The sequence below is a fragment of the Streptomyces sp. T028 genome (genome assembly GCF_048159505.1).
Taxonomy (GTDB): domain Bacteria; phylum Actinomycetota; class Actinomycetes; order Streptomycetales; family Streptomycetaceae; genus Streptomyces.
In genome coordinates this window covers 26936-46490 of record NZ_JBLRVZ010000007.1, presented here as the reverse complement: position 1 = coordinate 46490, position 19555 = coordinate 26936, and the positions used below count along the sequence as shown (strand labels likewise).

Here is a 19555-nt window from a genome sequence, read left to right as displayed (position 1 = left end):
TCGGCCACTCGGCCGCTCAGCCGCTCAGCCACTCGGCCGGTGAGCCGGTCAGCCGGTCGGCGGCACGATCGCGGCGCGGAGCGGAGCGAGCAGGTGGTTCGCCGCGGCGGCCCCGTCGAAGGTGCCCAGGTCATGGCTGACCAATGGCTCGGGCGCGAGCGGGCCGACCCCGCAGCGGTCCCCGAACAGCACCAGCGCCTCCCGCGGCCGGTGCCGCCGGGACTGCCACACCAGCCCCTGCGCCTTCTCCGCCTGCCGCCGCAGCTCCTGCGCCCAGTAGCGGGTGCGCGGGTAGTCGTCCGGCTCCGAGTCCAGCAGCCAGCTGTCCTGGCAGACGGCCGCCAGATCCTCCTCCACCCGCAGCGATACGAGGGTCAGCTCGACGGTGGTGACGACCTCGGCCAGCGTGTAGCGGGCGGCCTGCGCCCACGGCACCAGCCTGGCGCCGAGGACCGGGTCGAAGTCCATGGACCGCAGCAGCACCTCGGCCAGCGCGGTGGCCGGCTCCCGGGTGGCGTAGAGATACGGGTACTCGTCCTCGGCGGTGCTGTCGAAGCGGCTGCCGCCGAACAGGGTGTGCGCCGCGGCCTCCTTGAAGCCGGTCGCCGGGTAGTCGCTGCGATGGCAGCGCCACAGCCGGGTGCCGGCCGGGAGCACGGTGGTCCGGGGTGTCATCGTGACCGAGGGAGGGATCTGCCGGGTCATCGGCCGCCCTCCTCGACGAGGGCCAGCGCGGCGTCGGCCAGCCGGTCGTCCGGTACCCGCCCGAGCAGCGCGGCGGGCGCGCCGCCCAGCCAGGAGTTGCCGCCCAGCCACCAGTCGGCGGCCCCCCAGGGGTCGCGGTCGGCGAGCAGGATGCGGTTGATCCGTACGACGATCTCCCGTGGCCGCCCGGTGTCCGGATCGAACTGGAACTCGGGACTGCGCCGCCCCGCGTCCGGATCGGCGAGCACGATGACGTCGGCGGGCGGGGCGCCCGCCGGGGCGGCTTCCCGCGAGGGCGCCGCGAGCAGCCTGCGCCGGGCGGCGGCGATGACGTCGGCGACGGACGGAACCTCAGGTTCCGGAGGGGGCGGGGGTGTCGGGGGTTCCGCAGGCGGTGCCGCGTACAGCGCCTCCAGCGCCGCGAGGAGTGTGTCCTCCTCCGGCACGGTGACGGTCCCGGCGGCGCTGCGGCCGTAGACGTGCAGGAGCCGGGCGAGTTCACCGGCGTCGTCGGGGACGGGCCACAGCGAGCGGATGATCCCCATCACGGCCATGGCGGCGCGCTCGGCGTCCGCGCCTGCCTCGCGGAGCCGTTCCAGCATGGCCAGGAAGTGCTGGTACTGCTCGTCGTCCAGCCACTGTCCGAGCTCCTCGCGATGGCGCACGAGCAGGGCCAGCAGCTCATTGGTGTCCAACGTGTTCCCTCCGGGTCGGGCCGTGGTGACCGGTGCGGGATTGCCTTGGTGGATGAACGGGGCCCAGGCGGCCACGGGCAACGCCGCCCGGCCCCTGATCCGGGCGGCCAGTGGCCCGGGAAGTCCCGGAACCGGTGCACGGGCGGGATCGAGCGCCCACTGCTGGGTGAGCCGCAGCGCCAGCGCCGGGTCCCGTCCCTGGGCGAGGTGGTGATGGACGACGTACATCAGGACGGCCGAACTCGCGTCGTCCAGGCCCCACTTGGAGCCGATCACATCGGCGGCGCCCCGGGCGGTGAACGCGGTGGTGAGGGTGAGTGCCTCGTCGTGGTCGCGGGAACTGAGGTCGGTCTCGCAGGCGCTGAGCACCACCAGCGGCCCGGCCCCGGCCCGCCCGTCCGCCGAGGGCGCCCCGAGCAGCTGCCGTACGGTGAGCGCCCCCGGATCGTCCCCGTCGCCCGCGCTGGGCCGGGACGGGTGCAGCAGCAGCCGTGACACGGTGGGCCGGTCCCCGACCCGGCCGTGCACACTGAGCTCCACCAGCGTGGCGGGCCGCTCGGCCGTCCCGCCCGGCAGCAGCGGCAGCAACTCCTCGGGGGTGCCGTCGCGGTCCCACCCGTTGCGCACGAAGTAGCCGTAGCAGCGGGCGTGCGGATAGAAGGACTCGCGCAGGGCGTCGACCTCGTGCTCGGCGTACGGCAGTGAGGCGCGCGGATCCGCCACCAGCACGGGCGCGTCACCCACGGGCAGCCGGGCCCGCCCGACGGACCGCAGGAACTCGGCGCCGGACGCGGCATGACTGATGACGGCGAGATCGAGCGCGTACACCGCCCGTGCCCTTGCCCCGTCCGCGTCCCCGGCGCCGATCCGGGGCGCGTGCTCCGGCCGCTCCCCGTCCCCGGGGCCGCCCGGCGCCGCGTACACCGCCCGCTCCCCGTCCTCGGCGCCGCCCGGGACCGCGTGCTCCGGCCGCTCCCCCTCCTCGGCGCCGCCCGGGACCGCGTACACCGCCCGCTCCCCCTCCTCGGCGCCGCCCGGGACCGCGTACACCGCCCGCTCCCCCTCCCGCACGGTGATCCGGGGGGCGTGCTCCACCAACTCCCCCGGCCCCACGGCAATCCCGGGCGCGTGCTCCGCCAACTCCCCCACCCCCACGGCAATCCCGGGCGCGTGCTCCGCCAACTCCCCCACCCCCACGGCGATCCCGGGCGCGTGCTCCGCCACCTCCCCCACCCCGGCGGTGATCCGGGCCGCGTGCCAGGGCACGGAGCCGAGGTTTCCGGCAGGTAGCAGCACCAGCCTCACGGGGTCCTCCGGCCGAGCGGGCCGTCCGGGACGTACGACGTCCAGGACCGGCCCCATCACGGCGGGTCCCGCCCAGTCGCACAGCCCCTCCAGCGCCGCCTCCCACTCCGCGAGGGCCTCAGCCCGCCCGGGCTCGTCGTACGGCACCCCGGGCGCGGTGAAGACCGACCGGTCGCGGGCGGCGTCGAGATACCGCTCCAACGGCCGCCGCCCCGCCCGCCCCAGCCCGCCGAGCCTCAACGACAGCGGCGCCGCCCCGGGCCGTACGACCAGCGCCCACCCCGCCCCGTCCCCCTGCCCCACCAACAGATGCACGACGGCGTCCACTCCGGCGCGCTGAGCGGCATCGGCCACGTCCTGCCAGCCGGGGCCGGAGTGCGCCTCCCCGTCGGACCCGCCGGACCCGCCGGTCCCTGCGGTGTGGGCCCGCAGGGCGGCGAGCGCGCGGCGGCGCAGGGTGCTGGGGATGAGGGTCTCGGGCGTGTCGGGGGTGTCGGCAGGCCTACGAGGGCTGTCGGTGCCGTCGCCCGCGCGAGCCGCCTCCCGCCACTGGGCGGCCAGGACGTGCTCGCCGTGGGAATCCAGCTGTTCCGGCACGCTCGTGGAGGCCGCGACCGCCCTCAGGACGAGGGCGCGGCCCGCCTCCAGGACGCGCAGCGCGGTGACCGCGTCACCCGCCTCCGCCGCCCAGCCGGCCGCCGTGACCCCACGGTCGGCGGCCGCGCGGGCGGCGGCGAGCCCGTGCTCGGCGCCGATCTGCAGCAGCACGTCCTCGGCGACCTTCTCCAGCTGCCGTTCCGTCGCCTCCAGCGCCCGCGCGGTGTCCCCGGGGTCGCCGCGCCGCCGGTACAGCCCGGCCAGCTCCTTGTACACCTCCTGCGCGGTCCCGCACCCGGTGTTCTCGTTGATCTCGCCGCGCGCGGCCTCCAGTTCGCCCAGCGCGGTGTCGAGGACGACCGGATCACCGTGGCGCTCGTGCTGGACGTTGAGGGCGAGGGCGATCCCGAGCCGGGCCCGGATGTCCTGGTCGGCGAGGACCAGGGTGCCGCCGAGCGCGGCGCGGGCCCGTTCGACCTCCTCCAGGACACTGTGGGAAGACGGGTCGACGTACTGCTCCAGCGCGCTGGTGACCGCCCCCATCGAGGTCATCACCCCGCGCAACGCCACCGGAACGGCAGGGTGCTCCTGGGCCTCGCGCAGATACATCAGCGCCCGTCGCAGCGGCGGGCCCACGGTGCCGCCCGCGTTGCCGATGGCCATGGCCCGGCGCAGCTGCAGCAAGCCGAGGTTGAACACGACGAGGGAGGCTGCGCTGTCGTCGTCGGCGAGGTCCTGCCGCATGTCCAGCAGGACCTCGGCGATGTCGTCCAGCTCGTCGAGGTCGTCGTCGGCCGCGGCGCTGATGCGCTGGTGCAGCAGCAGGGCGCGGGCGGTGGTCGAGAGTTCCTTGCCGGCGGCTCCCGGCAGTGCGTCCCCTTCGGCGCCCGTGCTGCCGTACGCCTCGGTGAGCATCCGGTGCGCGGTCGCCGCGTCGAGGAGGTTGCCGCCCTGCAGGGAGGCGCTCGACAGCAGGCCGGCCAGCAGGACGGGCGCCAGCCCGGCGGGCGCGTCCTGGCTGCGGGAGGCCTCCAGGAGCGGCTCGCCCGCCTCGACCAGCCGCTCCGCCCTGCCCTCGCGCAGCGCCTGCGCCATCCGGACCAGACCGGCGGTCATCTGATCCTGCCAGGTGGCCAGCGGCAACGCCTCGGCCGCCCGCTCGAACTCCTCCGGCTTCAGCAGCCCGGGGGACATCAGTTCCATCGCGGGCAGCCACTCCTGCATGAGACGGGCGAGATCCTCGGGCGAGGGAGGGAAGGAAGCAGCCGGCCCCTGCCCGGTCTCCGGGGTGTCGGGCATCGACCTGAGCAGTTCCGCGACCGCGTTCATGGCCAGTTCGAGGTGGGGCGGCATGGTACCCAGCGCGTTGGTCCGGGCGACCATGTCGAGGAGGGAGGCCCGGTCGTTCGTCATGCCGGAGAGCAGCCGCATGGAGGCGATCCAGCGCTCCAGTTCCGGGCGGTCGCCCGGGGCGGCCGTCTCGGCCAGTTCCTCCAGCAGGGCGGCCACCTCGGCGAAGTCCTGCAAGGACCCCGGTCCGCCGGGCGCCAGATAGGCGGTGCCGACCTTCATCATCTCGGCGAAGTCCTGCTGCCCCTGCCCCTCCAGCTCCGGAAGCCTCGGCATCACCAGTCGGATCAGCAACCGGAGCACGGCCTCCCGGGACCGCACCTCCCGCTCGGTCACGGGCACCGCCGCCCGCGCCTCCCTCAGCAGCAGGATCGCCTCAGCCCGCTCCCCGTCGGGATCCGCCCCGCCCCCCGCCAGACACCGCACCCCCAGCAACGTCCCCCGCGCCATCCGCAGCGCCCGCCGCTCCTCCTCCCCCGCGCCCCGCTGCTCGGCCTCGGCGAGCTCACGCAGCATGCGGTCGGTGACGGCGGGGTCGGGTAAGACGGCGAAGGTCTCTTCTGCTGCCCCCGACTCGCCGTCCGGCTGTCCCCCGCCGGCCCGCTGTCCCCCGCCGCGCCGCTCCCTGGCGCGCTGCTCCCTCGCGGCCTGCTCCGCGGCGGCCCACTCCCGACTGAGCGCCGCCGCCCGATCGAACAACTCCCGCCCACCAGCGGCAGACCCCGCAGCAGACCCCGCAGCAGACCCCTCGGCAGATCCCGCGGCAGACCCCGCGGGTGGACCCTCTCCCGCTCCTCCCGCTCCTCCGGCACTTCCCTGCGTCCCGCTGACCGCCACGCGCGCCTCCCCGAATGCCCTTCGCCCCACATACTGGCGGCGTCGGTGCGCCCGCGAGGCGCCTTCGGCCGTATTTCAGCCGAACCGACCGGGAAACAACCGCACTTGGGACCCCTGGGCGGTACGGGAAGCGGTCACCCTTGAGGAGGGGGCGCCGCGGTGGCCCGGGCTACGGATCGGGGGAGGCCCGAGGCCCGCGGCGGCCCCCACTCCTCGTCCACGGCCCCCTCGACCACAGCCCCTCGCCGCTTGCGGCTACAGCTCTACGCCGACCATCACGGGTTCGTTGACGAGGGTGATCCCGAACGCCTCCCGCACCCCGGCCACGACCTCACGGGCCAGCGCCAGCAGATCCTCCGTGGTGGCGGCGCCGCGGTTGGTGAGGGCGAGGGTGTGCTTGGTGGAGATACGGGCGGGCCCGCTGCCGTAGCCCTTGGTGAAGCCGGCCTTGTCGATCAGCCAGGCGGCGGAGGTCTTGGTGTGCCCGGGGCCCGCGGGGTAGGCGGGCGGCTCCGCGTCCTCGCCCAGCCGCTCCTTCACGCGCGCGTGGAAGACGGCGAAGTCGGCGTCGGTGAGGATCGGGTTGGTGAAGAAGGACCCGGCCGACCAGGTGTCGTGGTCCTCGGGGTCGAGCACCATGCCCTTCCCGGCCCGCAGCTTCAGCACGGTCTCCCGGGCCGCGCCGAGCGGCACCCGGTCCCCGGGCCCGACACCGAGCGCCCGCGCGGTCTCGGCGTACTTGACCGGCGCCGACAGCCCGCCCCCGTCCTCCAGGACGAAGCGGACCCGCAGGACGACATACCGCTCGGGGTCGGCCTTGAAGCGGCTGTGCCGGTAGGCGAAGGCGCACTCCTCGTTGGTGAGGGTGACCGTCTCGCCGGCGCGGCGGTCGTAGGCGACGACCTCGGTGATGACCGAGGAGACCTCCTGGCCGTACGCGCCCACGTTCTGGATCGGGGTGGCACCGGCGGAGCCGGGGATTCCGGCGAGGCACTCGATCCCGGCCAGCCCGGCCTCGACGGTACGGGCGACGGCGTCGGTCCACACCTCACCCGCGGCCAGCTCCAGCGTCGTACCGACGAGCTCGAACCCGCGCGTGGCGACACGCAGGGCGGTGCCCTCGAAGCCCTTGTCCCCGATGACGAGGTTCGACCCGCCCCCGACCACCAGCAACGGCGTCCCCGCGGCATCGGCGGCCCGCACGACGTCGATCACCTCGGCATCACTGGCCGCGGTCACCAGCCGAACAGCGGGCCCCCCAAGCCGAAAGGTGGTCAACGGAGCAAGCGGAGCATCGAAAGTCTCAAGCACGCGCCCAAGCCTACGAGACCCCACTGACACTCCAGGCCGCCGCAGCTACAGGCAGCCGTACCGCCGTCCCGCCGTAGCTGCGGGCAGCCGTCCCGCCGTAGCTGCGGGCAGTCGTGCCGCTGGGGCGGCACGGGTGGGCGCAGCGGCACCCCGCAAACGCGAGCAAGCAACACCCACCCCCGCCCAGCCCCAGCAAACGGCGGTCAGCCCAACCGCACGACCACCCGAGACATCCCCAACACCTTCAGCCCCCCACTCATCACCGTCAGATCCACCCGCACGGTGTTGTCCTCCATCTTGGCCGCCACCTTCCCGGCAACCTCGATCACCGCCCCGACCTCGTCGTTCGGCACGACAACAGGCTTGGTGAACCGCACCCCGTAGTCCACGACCGCCCCCGGATCCCCCACCCAGTCCGTCACGACCCGAATCGCCTCGGCCATGGTGAACATCCCGTGCGCGATGACGTCCGGCAGCCCCACCTCCTTGGCGAACTTCTCGTTCCAGTGGATGGGATTGAAGTCCCCGGAGGCCCCCGCGTACTGCACGAGCGTGGCCCGGCTCACGGAGAAGGACTGCGCCGGCAGCTCGGTCCCGACCTCGACGTCCGCGTAAGCGATCTTCGCCGTCATCACCCTCACGCCTCCTCGGCCCCACGGGCCACCAGCTTGGTCCAGGCGGTCACGACATGCTCGCCGGCCTCGTCGTGCACCTCACCCCGGATGTCCAGGATCTCGTTGCCCGCCATGGACTTGATCGTCTCGATGGTGGACGTGACCGTGAGCCGGTCACCGGCCCGCACCGGCCGCTTGTACGCGAACTTCTGGTCGCCGTGCACCACACGGCTGTAGTCGAGGCCCAGCTGAGGGTCCTGGACGACCTCTCCGGCCGCCTTGAAGGTGATGGAGAACACGAACGTCGGCGGGGCGATCACATCGGCGTACCCGAGGGCCTTGGCGGCCTCCGGGTCGGTGTAGACGGGGTTGGTGTCCCCCACGGCCTCGGCGAACTCGCGGATCTTCTCGCGGCCGACCTCATAGGGATCGGTGGCCGGATAGGTCCGCCCGACGAAGGACTGATCGAGCGCCATGAGCTCGGCACCTCCTGCTTGCTGTGCTGCTGATACTGACCGGTACTGGTCACTCAACGACGCGAGGCCGCCCCCGATCACTCGGGGACGGCCTCGCATACGAGCCTGAATTTATCGCGTCTCGCGGTGCGCGGTGTGCGCGTTGCAACGCGGGCAGTGCTTCTTCATCTCAAGACGGTCCGGGTTGTTACGCCGGTTCTTCTTGGTGATGTAGTTCCGCTCCTTGCACTCCACGCAGGCCAGCGTGATCTTCGGGCGGACGTCGGTGGCAGCCACGTGAGTGCTCCTTGACGAACGGATGGGATTGATTTAACGCAAGAAAGAGTAGCCGATCGAAGGACCGACCCCGCAATCGGCTACTGTCAGTAGCGGTGACCGGACTTGAACCGGTGACACAGCGATTATGAGCCGCTTGCTCTACCGACTGAGCTACACCGCTTTGATGCGATCCGTTCCCGCCTCGCGACGGGAACCTCTCACACCAGAGCCCCAATACGGAATCGAACCGTAGACCTTCTCCTTACCATGGAGACGCTCTGCCGACTGAGCTATTGGGGCGAGCGATGAAGACATTACACGGTCCGCAGCCGTTCACCCAAATCCGTTTCGCGGCCCTCCACGACGCCCCGGCGACACGCCCGCCGGGGCGGCCCCACCGCCGGTCCCACCGCCGGTCCCTGCAACCCCGCGCGCCTCCCCCGACCCGCCGGTACGACTATTGCGCTCCTCCCCGCCCGCACCAGAGCGCCGCCCTAGGCTCGACTCACTCTGCGTGACCTTGCGTCCCCGCGCGGTCCGGGTCTTTGCCACGCAGCCCCGAACCCTCTGGAGCGCGATGCCCGACAGCCGGCCCGAGCCACCCCCACCGTCCGGTACGCCGGACCCGGCCGCGCTGCTGCTGTGCGGGGCGCGTCTGACGGACGGCCGGACCGTGGACGTACGGCTGGTCCGCGGGCGGATCGAGGCGGTCGGTACGGCCGGCAGCCTGGCCCCCGGCCCGGCCCGCACCGGTGCCGGTGCCGGTGTCGCACGGGTCGACCTCTCCGGCCACGTCCTCCTCCCGGCCCCCGCCGAGCCCCACGCCCACGTCGACACGGCCCTGACGGCCGACCTCGACGGCCCCGTCCCGTACGGCCCCCAGGACGTCCAGCGCCGCGCCGTCGAGGCCACCCTGCTCCAGCTCGGACACGGGGCGACCGCGCTGCGCGCCCATGTGCGCGTCGGCGACGTCCAGGGCCTCGGCGCGCTGACCGCCGTACTGCGGGCCGGACGTTCGCTGCGCGGGCTCGCCGAGCTGACGACGGTGGCGATGCCCCGGCTGCTGACCGGCGTGGCCGGGGCGGACGGCCTCGCGATACTGCGGGACGCGCTGAAGATGGGCGCCTCGGTGGTCGGCGGCTGTCCCGACCTCGACCCCGACCCGACGGGCTACGTGGAGGCCGTCCTGGAGGTCGCCTCCGAGTACGGCTGCCCGGTCGATCTGCACACCGACGCCTGCGACCCGGCCCGCCTCGCCCGCCTCGCGGCGATGGCCGGAGGGCTGCGCTCCGGGGTGACCCTCGGCCCCTGCGGCGGCCTCGGCCGGCTCTCCGCCACCGCAGCCGGCCGCACCGCCGACCGACTCGCCGCCGCCGGGGTGACGGTGGTGTGCCTGCCGCAGGGCGGCTGCGGCGCCTCGGAACACCACGCCACGGCGCCCGTACGGCTGTTGCGCGCGGCCGGGGTGCGGGTGGCGGCCGGCAGCGGGGCCCTGCGCGACCTGTCCAACCCGGTCGGCCGCGGCGACCCCCTGGAGGCGGCCTACCTCCTGGTCTCCCGCCACGGCCTGCGCCCCGAGGAGGCCTACGACGCCGTGAGCACCTGCGCGCGGGCGGCCCTGGGCCTGCCGGAGGTCCGCGTCGAGGCCGGTTTCCCGGCCGACCTGCTGGCCGTCCGAGGCGACCGTCTGGCGGCCGCGCTCTCCCTCGGCTACAGCCGCGTCGCGATCCACCGCGGCCGGGTGGTGGCCCGCACGAGCGCGGTCCGGGAGTACCGCGGCTCGGCGGCGGCCTCGACGGAACCGGGTCTGCCGAGGCAGGGCCGGGGCGAGCTGTCGTAGGCCGTCCCGGTTCCGGCCCCCGGCCCCCCAGGCCCCCGGTCCCCCAGGCCCGGTCTCCTGGACGCGCCCGCTGCCGTACAACGCGGCAGTCGCGTACGCCCGGGCGTACGGTCGGAAGCATGCGCATTGTCATCGCTGGTGGTCATGGTCGGATCGCGCTGCGGCTGGAGCGGTTGCTCGCGGCACGCGGGGACGAGGTCGCGGGAATCATCCGCAAGGCGGAACAGGCGGACGACCTGCGGGCTGCGGGCGCCGAACCCGTCGTACTGGACCTGGAGTCGGCGTCGGTCGAGGAGGTCGCCGAGCGGCTGCGGGGCGCGGACGCGGCGGTGTTCGCGGCGGGCGCCGGCCCGGGCAGCGGCGTGGCCCGCAAGGACACGGTGGACAAGGGCGCGGCGGTGCTGTTCGCGGACGCGGCGGTCCGGGCGGGCGTACGGCGTTTCGTGATCGTGTCGTCGATGGGCGCGGACCCGGAGCACCGGGGCCAGGAGGTCTTCGACGTCTATCAGCGCGCCAAGGGCGAGGCCGACGCGTACGTACGGGGTCTGGACTCCCTCGACTGGACCATCCTGCGGCCCGGACTGCTCACGGACGATCCCGGCACCGGCCTGGTCCGTCTGGAGGCCCGCACGGGCCGCGGCCCGATCCCCCGCGACGACGTGGCTGCCGCCCTGGCGGAACTCCTGGACACCCCGGCGACTTCCGGCCTCACCCTGGAGCTGATCAGCGGCTCGGCACCGGTGTCGGTGGCGGTGAAGTCGGTGGCGGGGAACTGAGGAAGGCTCAACTGGGCGTGCGGGTCGGCGGGGTTCAGAACAGCGGCAGCTGCCCCGGGAAGTCGGGAAGGACATAACCGTCCAACGACGGCTGTACGGCCCCCAGCTGCGCCCTCCTGCGCGACCCGGGGCAGGAGACGAGCTCCCCGGCCTCCCGCGCGCCCGGCGGGTCGTGCCGGGCGAACCGTCCGGCGACGACGGCGATCTCGCGACGGCACTCGGGACAGACTCTGCGACGGCTGGATCCGCTGGACATGGGGCCAGTGTGCCGCAGTGGGCCACGCGGGTAGCGGGCCGCGGCACACGCCCCACTCGCCGCGCGGATCCGCCGACACCTCCCTAGCATCCGGACATATGGCACATACCTTCGAGGAACTCGTGGCGATGCAGCGTCTGGCCGACGAGACCCACACAAAGGTCGAGGAGCTACGGGACGCCTACGGCCCTCCGACGGCCACGCCCTGGTCGGAGACCCAGACCGAGACGTACGAGACCGCCTGGAGGGCCTGGCGCGACCTCGCCCGCGACGTCCAGGCTGCGGTGACGGAGTACGCCAAGGACGAGGAGAGACCGCGCAGCGACGTGGAGGCGGAGGTGAAACAGGCGGCGAAGTCACCCACCACCTGACCCCCGACACCTGACCCCGACACCTGACCCCGGCACCTGATCCCCGGCACCTGCCCCCCGGTCAGCAGACGAAGGCCGTCGAGTTGCCCCAGAAGACGAGGAACGACCAGGTCTGCGCCGCGACGACGCCGTCCACGTCGATGCCGGCGCACCGCTGGAAGCGCAGCGTCGCCTGTTGGGTGACGGGCCCGAACTGCCCGTCCACGGCGAGGTCGGGGCCGGTGAGGGAGTGGTTCAGATAGCACTGGGCCTGGCGGACGGCGTTGCCCGCGGAACCGAGCTTCAGCGTCGGTCTGCTCTTGGTGAAGTCGCAGACGTCCACGGACCCATGAGTCACGGCCCGCACGGGCTGCACCGCACCCTGCTGCGACACGGCGAGAGCCGGGGCTCCCGCCAGCACGAGCGCGGCGACCAGGGTCCCACTGGTGAGCATGCGTCGCATGTCCATCACCTCCACATGAGACATCCCCCGTACCACCGTGCACTCCTGCCCCACACCCCGCATCTCCACCACCCCACCCACCCACGACAAAGGGCCCGTGACCTGCTGCGATAGCAGGTCACGGGCCCTTTGTTTCCCGTGTGGCGGCGCCAGGATTCGAACCTGGGAAGGCTGAGCCGGCAGATTTACAGTCTGCTCCCTTTGGCCGCTCGGGCACACCGCCGGGGTTGCTGCCGTTCGAACCGCTTTTCGGCGGTGCTCCCTGGCAACGACGTAAACAATACCCGATGCACAGGGGTGCTTCGCCACCCGATTGATCTCCACCCCGAGGACCGCGGGTGGCTAGGCTTGTCCGGATGCGGCCCGGGATCACACCGGGCTCGGCGGCCGCCCCCACGTACGCCGATACGCACGTCACACGCACCCCGATACAAGGAGCCACAGGACATGGCCGACTCCAGTTTCGACATCGTCTCGAAGGTCGAGCGGCAGGAGGTCGACAACGCCCTCAACCAGGCCGCCAAGGAGATCTCTCAGCGCTACGACTTCAAGGGCGTGGGCGCCTCGATCTCGTGGTCCGGTGAAAAGATCCTGATGGAAGCGAACTCCGAGGACCGGGTGAAGGCTGTCCTCGACGTCTTCCAGTCGAAGCTGATCAAGCGAGGGATCTCGCTGAAGGCGCTGGACGCGGGCGAGCCCCAGCTCTCCGGCAAGGAGTACAAGCTCTTCGCGGAGATCAAGGAGGGCATCTCCCAGGAGAACGCGAAGAAGGTCGCGAAGCTCATCCGCGACGAGGGCCCCAAGGGCGTGAAGGCCCAGGTGCAGGGCGACGAACTGCGCGTCAGCTCCAAGAGCCGTGACGACCTGCAGGCCGTCATCGCCCTGCTGAAGGGGCAGGACTTCGACTTCGCACTGCAGTTCGTGAACTACCGGTAGTCGCCGCCGTCCGGCCGCTCCCGGTGACGACGAAGGGCGGGCACCCCGCAGTGCCCGCCCTTCTCGTACGCCGGACCCCTCGTAAGCCGGCCCCCTCGTACTCAGTCGCGGGAGTTGCCGAACAGCAGCCGGTAGACGATCAGCAGCACGAGCGATCCGCCGATCGCCGCCACCCAGGTGGCACCGTCGTAGAAGTCCTTGGCGATGGGGTGGTCCAGCCAGCGGGCGGATATCCAGCCCCCGATGAAGGCGCCCGCGATGCCGATGAAGGTCGTTCCGATGAACCCGCCCGGGTCACGCCCCGGCAGCAGGACCTTGGCGATGACTCCTGCCAACAGTCCCAGGATGATCCAGCTGATGATGCCCATGTCCTGAACCTGCCCCTCCGTGCTGTGCCCGTGCTGTCCGGGCACTGTGATCTCGCTCGCTCCGGACGGGTCGTGCTCGTCGTGACACGTCCCGCCCCGACGCCCTCCGTCACGCGCGGGTTCGCGTCGCGTTCACTCGGGTTCGTGTCGTGTTGTCGGGGAGGACGTCACCCCGGCATCCCGTGGTTCCGCTGATCAGTAGGGTGCGACCCATGACACAGCCGGGTGCTCCCTCCGAACTGCGGCGAACCCTCGGCGTCGGCGACGCCGTGGTCATCGGGCTCGGCTCGATGATCGGCGCCGGCGTCTTCGCCGCCCTCGCCCCCGCCGCGCACGCCGCGGGCTCCGGGCTGTTGCTCGGGCTCGCCGTCGCCGCACTGGTCGCCTACTGCAACGCCATGTCGTCGGCCCGCCTCGCCGCCCTGCACCCGGCCTCGGGCGGCACCTACGTCTACGGGCGCGAACGTCTCGGGGAGTTCTGGGGATACCTGGCCGGCTGGTCGTTCGTGGTCGGGAAGACGGCCTCCTGTGCGGCGATGGCGCTGACGGTCGGGGCGTACGTCTGGCCGGGGCAGGCGCACGCCGTGGCGGTCGCGGCCGTGGTGGCGCTGACCGCGGTGAACTACGGCGGCGTCCAGAAGTCGGCCTGGCTGACGCGGGCGATCGTGACGGTGGTCCTGGCTGTCCTCGCTTCCGTGGTCGTGGTGTGTCTGGGCTCCGGGGCGTCCGACGCCGGGCGGCTGGACATCGGGGCCTCGGGAGGCCTGGGCGGTGTGCTGCAGGCCGCCGGTCTGCTGTTCTTCGCGTTCGCCGGGTACGCGCGCATCGCGACCCTCGGCGAAGAGGTACGCGACCCGGCGCGCACCATCCCCCGCGCGATCCCGCTCGCGCTGGGCATCACCCTGGCGGTCTACGCGTGCGTGGCGGTCGCCGCCCTCTCCGTGCTCGGCGCCGGGGAGCTCGGGCGGGCGGAGGCACCCCTGGCCGACGCGGTGCGGGCGGCCGGCGCGCCGGGGATGGTGCCGGTGGTCCGGGTCGGAGCGGCCGTGGCCGCGCTGGGCTCCCTGCTCGCGCTCATCCTGGGTGTCTCACGCACCACCCTGGCGATGGCCCGCGACCACCATCTGCCCGGTGCTCTGGCTGCCGTGCACCCGCGTTTCAAGGTGCCTCACCGGGCCGAACTGGCCGTCGGCGCGGTGGTGGCGGTCCTCGCCGCCACGGTGGACGTACGGGGCGCGATCGGTTTCTCCTCCTTCGGTGTGCTCGCCTACTACGCGGTGGCCAACGCCTCGGCCTGGACCCTGGACGGCTCCCCGACGGTGAGGGCGCTTCCCGCTCTGGGCCTCCTGGGCTGCGTGACGCTGGCGTTCGCCCTGCCGGTGACGTCCGTGGTGACGGGGGCGGCCGTTCTTGCGGTGGGCGTGGTCGCGTACGGGGTGCGGAGGCGGCTGGGCGGGCGGTGACAGGCCTACGGCGTCCGCGGTATCTGCTCCTGCTCGGTCATGCGTTCATGGTGCCGGACGCCACTGACAATCGCCCCGACCTGTGGACAACCAGCGGCTTGTGGAGAACCGGCTCACCCTCGGCTCCCCGCGCAAGCCGGCTCACCCGCGTCAGCCGCCCCGCCCACGTCAGCGCCCGGCGAACGGTTGGTCCGTGGGCACGATCTCGCGCCCCAGGGGGAACAGCGAGACCGGGATCAGCTTGAAGTTCGCGATGCCGAACGGGATCGCTTCCCGACACTCACAAGGATCCCACGCGTTCTCTCCGCTTTCGGCTCCATACTTGAGCGCCGGATACTGGCTGGTGAGACCGGGTACGGGCGTCATACTCGAAGGGCAGGGATCATGAAACTGATCAACCTCATCCTCAATCTCCTGTGGTTGATCTTCTGCGGGATCTGGATGGCGCTCGCCTACGTGGTGGCGGCGCTGATCTGCTTCATCCTCATCGTGACGATCCCGTTCGGCGTGGCCTCACTGCGGATCGCTGGCTTCGTGCTCTGGCCCTTCGGCCGCACGACCGTACCGAAGCGGGACGCCGGAGCGGGATCTCTGATCGGCAACGTCATCTGGATCATCTTTGCTGGCTGGTGGCTGGCCCTTGGCCACCTCGTCACGAGCATCCCGCTCTTTCTGTCGATCATCGGGATTCCCTTCGGCTGGGCGAATCTGAAGCTGATTCCGATCTCCCTTGCGCCCTTGGGGCATGAGGTTGTGTCGACCGACGAGGGGTGGGGCGGGCGCTGAGCCTCCGATAGGGCGAAAGATCAGCATTCCGCGCTATGAACACTCAGTGCAGAAGGGGGTTCTCTGTTCCGAGAACCCCCTTCTGCACGCAGCTGATCAGAACGGCAATTCAGGCCTGGCCGCCCCTCGCTTGATGGTCATGACCCGCTCGTGGAAGTCACGCGTGGATGCCTCTCGCGCGTACCGGGAGCGGAGTTCCTTGTCCAGCTCGTCAGCGACTAAAAGCAGGGACGGGAGCGATTTACGGTCGGCTTCGAGTGCTGTGGTGCCCATGCCGATGGCTTCTTCGATGTCGCCGGTGCGGGCGGCAGCGACCCCGAGGGTGAGGCGGGCCTCTGCTGCGCGCATGGGGGAAACCTCGGTGCCGTCGGGGCCGGTGCTGATGCGGATTACTGAGCGGGCGTGGGCGGCGGCGCGTTCGTCGTCTCCGAGGAGGCGATAGGCGTCCATCTCGTAGAAGTCCCACTTGTCGGGGTCGATGATGAAGTGGTGTTCCGGGTGGTCCGGGCGGGGTAGGCGGTCCAATCGGGCGCGGCCGGCGTCGAGGGAGTCTCGGACCAAGCGGCTGTCTCCCATGCGGGCGGCGGCTCGTGCCTTGTGGGCGTAGAGCTGTACGCCGACGGAATGCGTCTGGTCAGCGATGTGGCCGGCCTCGACCGCTTCGAGCATGTCTTGCCAACGGCTCTGAGTGAGCGCGAACCACGCCTCGACCTCCCACGCCCACGCCATGATCTCGCCGTGGCCTGCCTCCTGACCGATGCGGAGTGCGGCGGCCTTGCTGAGGTTGGCGGCCTCGCGCTGGCCTCGGTCGTACTGGACGCACGCGTTCAGCAGGAAGAGCCATCCGGTGTCGACTAGTAGTTCCCGGTGCTGGCGGAGGGTCATCCGGCCTTCGAGTTGCTTGGTGACGTACTGGAGGCCGTTGCGGGTGCGGTCGTGAAGGTAGTCGGCGTCGGCGTACGGGTACGCGCGGGCGAGTTGGTCAATGCCCTGTTCGATCGACTCCAGGGCGGCGCTGTTGATGCTGGACATCTCCGTGCGCCGGAGCATCTCGGCAATGTCCCACAGACCGGCTCCACCCTGGGCGATCAGGGTGCTGGGGTCGTCGGTCGGGGACGTGGTAGCCGGTCGTTCCAACTCCCATGGCCGGGGCGCGAGTCCTGCAAGGTGGCCGGGGATGCGCAGTCCGTCAACGACTTCGAGGATCTTGAAGTACTGCGTGATCCGTGGGCGGACGCCCTTGCCGTCTGTCTCGGGGCGGGCCATCTTGCCGATGTGCTCGCGCTTGTAGCCGACGGCTTCGGAGATCTTGGCGTAGCTGATGTGGCCGTGGATCTTGGCGAGTCTGAAGACTTCGCCGAAGTCGTGGTTGGCGATTGCTGACCGCACGTCCGCGCGTTCGAGCACATGCGGCGGCAGAGCTGCCGGTGTGGGTGCTGCCTCGGCCATCTCACTTCCCCATCGTGATTGACCTGACGCTCTTCGTCAGATCGGCTCTCTCGATCTGCACTCACGTCCTAACTCCGAGTGTACCGGTGAGGGGGGTCCCCAAGAGGGGGGAGCGGCACGTGGGTTGAAGGGTGCACTCTCGTCACCCTGCCGGGAGGTCCTCGGTAGGCGTGACCTGAGACGGGGCCCGTTCATGGACGCCAGAAGAGCGCGGTCACATGCGCACTTAGCGAATGAACTGGATGCGCATGCCCACTGGTTCACCGCGCCGGATCCGTCCACCGGTGGGCACTACCTGACGCTGACTCTCTTCGCCGACTGCGGCAACGCGGCTCGCGTTGCGCGTGACCAGACGGCCGAGTTCCTCAGGGGCGTAGGCGCCGGCGCGGCGGTGGACGACGCTCGGCTGATCGTTTCGGAGCTGGTTGGGAACGTGGTGAACCACGTGGTGCCGGAACGCTCCCTGACTCGCCCCGGTGGCTCCCGTCGTGTCGATGTGCACTTCAAGGTGTGGCCGAAGTGGCTGTTCATCGGGGTCGCGGATGAGGACTCGTCACCGCCGCTGCTGCCTCTGGGTGACACGTTCTGGCCCGGCCTGATGGAAGAGCTGTCGGAAGCGGTCTTGCCAGACAACGGCCGTGGGCTGCTCATCGTGCAGCGCTTGGCGGCGGCGGTGTGGTGGACGCCGGAAGACCGGGGCGGCAAGACCGTGTGGTGCCGCCTCGATCTCGGCTCCGGGACTCGGGGGATGCCGTCTTGATGATCTCCGGCTGTCGTTGCGCGTCTCGCTCTCTCACGAGTGCGCGGCAGTCGGGTGCCGGACGGTAACCCGTCCGGCGAACGGGGCGTGGCTCCTGGGACGGTTCGCTGAGTTCCCCACTCAGTGCCCAGGGGCCACGCTTCACAACCTAAGACCGAGACCGGGCCACCCCATCAGCCCTGGAAAGCGAAGGGTGGCCCGGTTGGGGAACGCGAAGATCCCCGGTGCCTGATGGTACCGGGGTCTTCGTGCTGCGTATCTGCCCTGGGCCAAAGAGAGTTGACGATCCGTTACCTAGATCAGGGCAGGGGTGGAACAGTGAACGGCTCCGGTGAGGGCTGGCTGGGCGACACGTCGGGCGCGGAGTCCGGTCTGTGGGTGCGCGGTGTCGACTACATGGCGGGCTGGCGTGTGGCGCGTGAGGCGGCCGATCAACTGAACTTCGCACTGCTCTTGGCGGAGTTCGAGCCGTCCGAGTTACGGGCCGTCGCTGCGACGAACGACGACGGGCGCGGGGTAGTGCGCCTTGTGGGGCTGCCTGGTGCGGCCGTCCGGCTCGCGGGGCTCCTGGAGCGGCTCGCCGATGGTGACGGCGACGCTCGGTGAGAGGTGTTTTCGCTGGTGGGCGGTGCACATGGGCACGTCGCCGGCCGGAGAGACTTTGGGCGGGAGCTGCCATGGGGCGAGTGAACAGGGGGCCTTACGCTCGCCCGGCGGATCGGGCAGGTGGTGCACCTGCCCGCGGTTGTGCCCGATTGGCCCCCTGTTCTTCGAGGCTCGCCCCATGGTGGCTGCCTAAAGTCTCTCCGGCCGGCGACCCCCGGCCCCGTGGGCTCCGGCCCTCGACGGCCGGTCCTCGCCTCGACTCCTCGGGCGTGCTGTCGTGTGGGGCGTCCGGCGCACGGCCGGGACCGGCGGTCACGCCGCACGCCCGGCCGGGGCGGCCGGTCGACCCGGCGCGCCGAAGGCGCGCCCTTGAGGAAGTGAAGGCTGTTTCGACCGATGCGGCTCTCCGCTCAGGCTCGCGTGCGTCGCGCGGGCTCTTTGTCGGCGGTGATCCGGTAGGTGAGTTCGGTGCGGTCGGCTCCGATGCGGAGTTCTTCGAGGATCAGTGGGTCGTCGGTGCCGCAGGTGACGCGGGAGACGTGCAGGACCGGGGTCGCGTCGGGCAGGCGCAGAGCGGTGCGCTCGTCGGGCAGCGGCATGCGGGCCCGTACCGTCTCGGACCACCACAGCTTGTGCCCGGCCTTCGTCAGCATCTCGTAGAGCGTCGCGGGTTCGGCGTCCGGGGCATCGGCCAGAGCGGGTACGGCTTCGGCCGTGGCGAAGGGGATCAGCGTGCGGTGCATCGCGCGCGCTCCGGTGGCCGGGTCGACGAGCAGCCGGTCACAGCCGAACAGCGCGTCTTCCACCTTCAGTTCCAGCTCGTGGGCTGTGGCTTCGGTGGCGTGAGTGCGGTAGGTGCTCGGCTCCTCGGTCTGCTGCCATGCGGCTACGCCGTACAGCGTGAAGTGCCCGGCCGGCGTCTTGCCCACGTAGCGGGAGATACCGGCGACGGGGCCACTGTCGGAACGTACGAAGCTGCCCTTTCCATGGCGGACGTCGATGAGGCCTTCGGCGCGCAGGGCGGCGACGGCGTTGCGGACGGTCGGGCGCGAGACCTGGTAGCGGGCCATGAGCTGTGCTTCCGAGGGGAGCGGGGCGCCGGGTTCGTACTCGCCCTTGAGGATCGCTTCGCGGATGGCGGCGGCCACCTGCTGATAGAGGGCTCCGGGGCGCTGGATCTCCGACATCTGGGCATCTCCGACGGGTCGGGGTCATAGGCACGTCGCACGCGCGGCGTCACTCGTCAGAATAAGTACTTGCATCCTCGCCGTACAGCACTCCACACTCATCACTCGTAAGGACAAGTGACGTCAGAAGAAGTCTGGCGTCGTGACTGGCTATGGAGGCCAACGAA

The 19555-nt window shown here is 71.5% G+C and carries 20 protein-coding genes and 3 tRNA genes; 8 read left to right on the top strand and 15 right to left on the bottom strand.

Translation table 11 applies throughout. From position 1 onward, the window contains the following. Window positions 1–48: 48 nt before the first annotated feature. From ACLZN2_RS07580 to ACLZN2_RS07545, 8 genes are all read right to left on the bottom strand, one after another. Complete coding sequence (locus ACLZN2_RS07580; RefSeq protein ID WP_416977609.1) at window positions 49–705, bottom strand: RES family NAD+ phosphorylase; 657 nt, start codon at window positions 703–705, stop codon at window positions 49–51. Next, window positions 702–5351, bottom strand: a complete 4650-nt coding sequence (locus tag ACLZN2_RS07575) for a CHAT domain-containing protein (protein WP_416977608.1) — start codon at window positions 5349–5351, stop codon at window positions 702–704. The genes ACLZN2_RS07580 and ACLZN2_RS07575 overlap by 4 nt, the downstream gene beginning before the upstream one ends. Before the next feature lie 393 nt (window positions 5352–5744). Then, a complete protein-coding gene (locus ACLZN2_RS07570) occupies window positions 5745–6800 on the bottom strand; it encodes a UDP-N-acetylmuramate dehydrogenase (protein WP_416977607.1) in 1056 nt (351 codons plus the stop codon). 203 nt (window positions 6801–7003) lie between these two features. Continuing rightward, the gene (locus ACLZN2_RS07565; protein ID WP_416977606.1) at window positions 7004–7432 is read right to left on the bottom strand and encodes a MaoC family dehydratase; all 429 of its coding nucleotides are present in this window, start codon (window positions 7430–7432) and stop codon (window positions 7004–7006) included. Between the two features lie 5 nt (window positions 7433–7437). Beyond that, the gene (locus ACLZN2_RS07560) at window positions 7438–7890 is read right to left on the bottom strand and encodes an FAS1-like dehydratase domain-containing protein (protein ID WP_416977605.1); all 453 of its coding nucleotides are present in this window, start codon (window positions 7888–7890) and stop codon (window positions 7438–7440) included. Window positions 7891–8001: 111 nt separating this feature from the next. Continuing rightward, a complete protein-coding gene (gene rpmG / locus ACLZN2_RS07555; RefSeq protein ID WP_003948671.1) occupies window positions 8002–8166 on the bottom strand; it encodes a 50S ribosomal protein L33 in 165 nt (54 codons plus the stop codon). Between the two features lie 90 nt (window positions 8167–8256). After that, a tRNA-Met gene (locus tag ACLZN2_RS07550) sits at window positions 8257–8329 on the bottom strand. Between the two features lie 46 nt (window positions 8330–8375). After that, window positions 8376–8448: transfer RNA gene (locus ACLZN2_RS07545), tRNA-Thr, on the bottom strand. 277 nt (window positions 8449–8725) lie between these two features. Between ACLZN2_RS07545 and ACLZN2_RS07540 the strand changes: the two genes are divergently transcribed. Both ACLZN2_RS07540 and ACLZN2_RS07535 read left to right on the top strand, forming a co-directional pair. Then, on the top strand, window positions 8726–9988 hold the full coding sequence (locus tag ACLZN2_RS07540) for an amidohydrolase family protein (protein ID WP_416977604.1): 1263 nt from the start codon (window positions 8726–8728) through the stop codon (window positions 9986–9988). Window positions 9989–10107: 119 nt separating this feature from the next. Further along, complete coding sequence (locus tag ACLZN2_RS07535) at window positions 10108–10764, top strand: SDR family oxidoreductase (protein WP_416977603.1); 657 nt, start codon at window positions 10108–10110, stop codon at window positions 10762–10764. Between the two features lie 34 nt (window positions 10765–10798). On the opposite strand, the gene ACLZN2_RS07530 is transcribed toward ACLZN2_RS07535, so the two are convergent. Next, window positions 10799–11020, bottom strand: a complete 222-nt coding sequence (locus tag ACLZN2_RS07530) for a hypothetical protein (RefSeq protein WP_416977602.1) — start codon at window positions 11018–11020, stop codon at window positions 10799–10801. A gap of 98 nt (window positions 11021–11118) precedes the next feature. Here ACLZN2_RS07530 and ACLZN2_RS07525 point away from each other — a divergent pair, with 98 nt between their 5' ends. Further along, window positions 11119–11391 carry a hypothetical protein gene (locus ACLZN2_RS07525; RefSeq protein WP_416977601.1) on the top strand — a complete coding sequence of 91 codons (273 nt, stop codon included), beginning with the start codon at window positions 11119–11121 and terminating at the stop codon, window positions 11389–11391. 61 nt (window positions 11392–11452) lie between these two features. Here the strand turns inward: ACLZN2_RS07525 and ACLZN2_RS07520 are convergent, their stop codons facing one another. Both ACLZN2_RS07520 and ACLZN2_RS07515 read right to left on the bottom strand, forming a co-directional pair. Beyond that, window positions 11453–11833, bottom strand: coding sequence for a peptidoglycan-binding domain-containing protein (locus ACLZN2_RS07520; RefSeq protein ID WP_416977600.1), 381 nt, complete (start codon window positions 11831–11833; stop codon window positions 11453–11455). 141 nt (window positions 11834–11974) lie between these two features. Then, a tRNA-Tyr gene (locus ACLZN2_RS07515) sits at window positions 11975–12056 on the bottom strand. Window positions 12057–12280: 224 nt separating this feature from the next. On the opposite strand from ACLZN2_RS07515, the gene ACLZN2_RS07510 reads away from it, so the two are divergent. Then, window positions 12281–12769 (top strand): YajQ family cyclic di-GMP-binding protein, encoded by a 489-nt coding sequence (locus ACLZN2_RS07510; RefSeq protein WP_360332014.1) that lies wholly within the window; start codon window positions 12281–12283, stop codon window positions 12767–12769. Between the two features lie 101 nt (window positions 12770–12870). Here ACLZN2_RS07510 and ACLZN2_RS07505 read toward each other — a convergent pair whose 3' ends face one another. Then, window positions 12871–13137, bottom strand: coding sequence for a GlsB/YeaQ/YmgE family stress response membrane protein (locus ACLZN2_RS07505; RefSeq protein WP_416977599.1), 267 nt, complete (start codon window positions 13135–13137; stop codon window positions 12871–12873). A gap of 212 nt (window positions 13138–13349) precedes the next feature. On the opposite strand from ACLZN2_RS07505, the gene ACLZN2_RS07500 reads away from it, so the two are divergent. Next, a complete protein-coding gene (locus tag ACLZN2_RS07500; protein ID WP_416977598.1) occupies window positions 13350–14600 on the top strand; it encodes an APC family permease in 1251 nt (416 codons plus the stop codon). Between the two features lie 168 nt (window positions 14601–14768). Here the strand turns inward: ACLZN2_RS07500 and ACLZN2_RS07495 are convergent, their stop codons facing one another. Then, window positions 14769–14966 (bottom strand): hypothetical protein, encoded by a 198-nt coding sequence (locus ACLZN2_RS07495; RefSeq protein WP_416977701.1) that lies wholly within the window; start codon window positions 14964–14966, stop codon window positions 14769–14771. A gap of 18 nt (window positions 14967–14984) precedes the next feature. On the opposite strand from ACLZN2_RS07495, the gene ACLZN2_RS07490 reads away from it, so the two are divergent. Continuing rightward, complete coding sequence (locus ACLZN2_RS07490) at window positions 14985–15386, top strand: YccF domain-containing protein (RefSeq protein ID WP_416977597.1); 402 nt, start codon at window positions 14985–14987, stop codon at window positions 15384–15386. A 96-nt stretch (window positions 15387–15482) separates the two neighbouring features. Here the strand turns inward: ACLZN2_RS07490 and ACLZN2_RS07485 are convergent, their stop codons facing one another. Further along, window positions 15483–16835 (bottom strand): tetratricopeptide repeat protein, encoded by a 1353-nt coding sequence (locus ACLZN2_RS07485; protein ID WP_416977596.1) that lies wholly within the window; start codon window positions 16833–16835, stop codon window positions 15483–15485. A 193-nt stretch (window positions 16836–17028) separates the two neighbouring features. Here ACLZN2_RS07485 and ACLZN2_RS07480 point away from each other — a divergent pair, with 193 nt between their 5' ends. Together ACLZN2_RS07480 and ACLZN2_RS07475 are read left to right on the top strand one after the other, a co-directional pair. Beyond that, window positions 17029–17595 (top strand): ATP-binding protein, encoded by a 567-nt coding sequence (locus ACLZN2_RS07480; protein WP_416977595.1) that lies wholly within the window; start codon window positions 17029–17031, stop codon window positions 17593–17595. A 318-nt stretch (window positions 17596–17913) separates the two neighbouring features. Further along, complete coding sequence (locus ACLZN2_RS07475) at window positions 17914–18201, top strand: hypothetical protein (RefSeq protein ID WP_416977594.1); 288 nt, start codon at window positions 17914–17916, stop codon at window positions 18199–18201. 410 nt (window positions 18202–18611) lie between these two features. On the opposite strand, the gene ACLZN2_RS07470 is transcribed toward ACLZN2_RS07475, so the two are convergent. Beyond that, window positions 18612–19388 (bottom strand): GntR family transcriptional regulator, encoded by a 777-nt coding sequence (locus tag ACLZN2_RS07470; protein WP_416977593.1) that lies wholly within the window; start codon window positions 19386–19388, stop codon window positions 18612–18614. Window positions 19389–19555: the final 167 nt, after the last annotated feature.

Coding starts and splice junctions, on each gene's coding strand:
- ACLZN2_RS07495 (WP_416977701.1), bottom strand. CDS start 14,966: ATGACGCCCGTACCCGGTCTCACCAGCCAGTATCCGGCGCTCAAGTAT.
- ACLZN2_RS07500 (WP_416977598.1), top strand. CDS start 13,350: ATGACACAGCCGGGTGCTCCCTCCGAACTGCGGCGAACCCTCGGCGTC.
- ACLZN2_RS07525 (WP_416977601.1), top strand. CDS start 11,119: ATGGCACATACCTTCGAGGAACTCGTGGCGATGCAGCGTCTGGCCGAC.
- ACLZN2_RS07580 (WP_416977609.1), bottom strand. CDS start 705: ATGACCCGGCAGATCCCTCCCTCGGTCACGATGACACCCCGGACCACC.
- ACLZN2_RS07535 (WP_416977603.1), top strand. CDS start 10,108: ATGCGCATTGTCATCGCTGGTGGTCATGGTCGGATCGCGCTGCGGCTG.
- ACLZN2_RS07540 (WP_416977604.1), top strand. CDS start 8,726: ATGCCCGACAGCCGGCCCGAGCCACCCCCACCGTCCGGTACGCCGGAC.
- ACLZN2_RS07480 (WP_416977595.1), top strand. CDS start 17,029: ATGGACGCCAGAAGAGCGCGGTCACATGCGCACTTAGCGAATGAACTG.
- ACLZN2_RS07565 (WP_416977606.1), bottom strand. CDS start 7,432: ATGACGGCGAAGATCGCTTACGCGGACGTCGAGGTCGGGACCGAGCTG.
- ACLZN2_RS07505 (WP_416977599.1), bottom strand. CDS start 13,137: ATGGGCATCATCAGCTGGATCATCCTGGGACTGTTGGCAGGAGTCATC.
- ACLZN2_RS07560 (WP_416977605.1), bottom strand. CDS start 7,890: ATGGCGCTCGATCAGTCCTTCGTCGGGCGGACCTATCCGGCCACCGAT.
- ACLZN2_RS07485 (WP_416977596.1), bottom strand. CDS start 16,835: ATGGCCGAGGCAGCACCCACACCGGCAGCTCTGCCGCCGCATGTGCTC.
- ACLZN2_RS07510 (WP_360332014.1), top strand. CDS start 12,281: ATGGCCGACTCCAGTTTCGACATCGTCTCGAAGGTCGAGCGGCAGGAG.
- ACLZN2_RS07520 (WP_416977600.1), bottom strand. CDS start 11,833: ATGCGACGCATGCTCACCAGTGGGACCCTGGTCGCCGCGCTCGTGCTG.
- ACLZN2_RS07490 (WP_416977597.1), top strand. CDS start 14,985: ATGAAACTGATCAACCTCATCCTCAATCTCCTGTGGTTGATCTTCTGC.
- ACLZN2_RS07470 (WP_416977593.1), bottom strand. CDS start 19,388: ATGTCGGAGATCCAGCGCCCCGGAGCCCTCTATCAGCAGGTGGCCGCC.
- ACLZN2_RS07530 (WP_416977602.1), bottom strand. CDS start 11,020: ATGTCCAGCGGATCCAGCCGTCGCAGAGTCTGTCCCGAGTGCCGTCGC.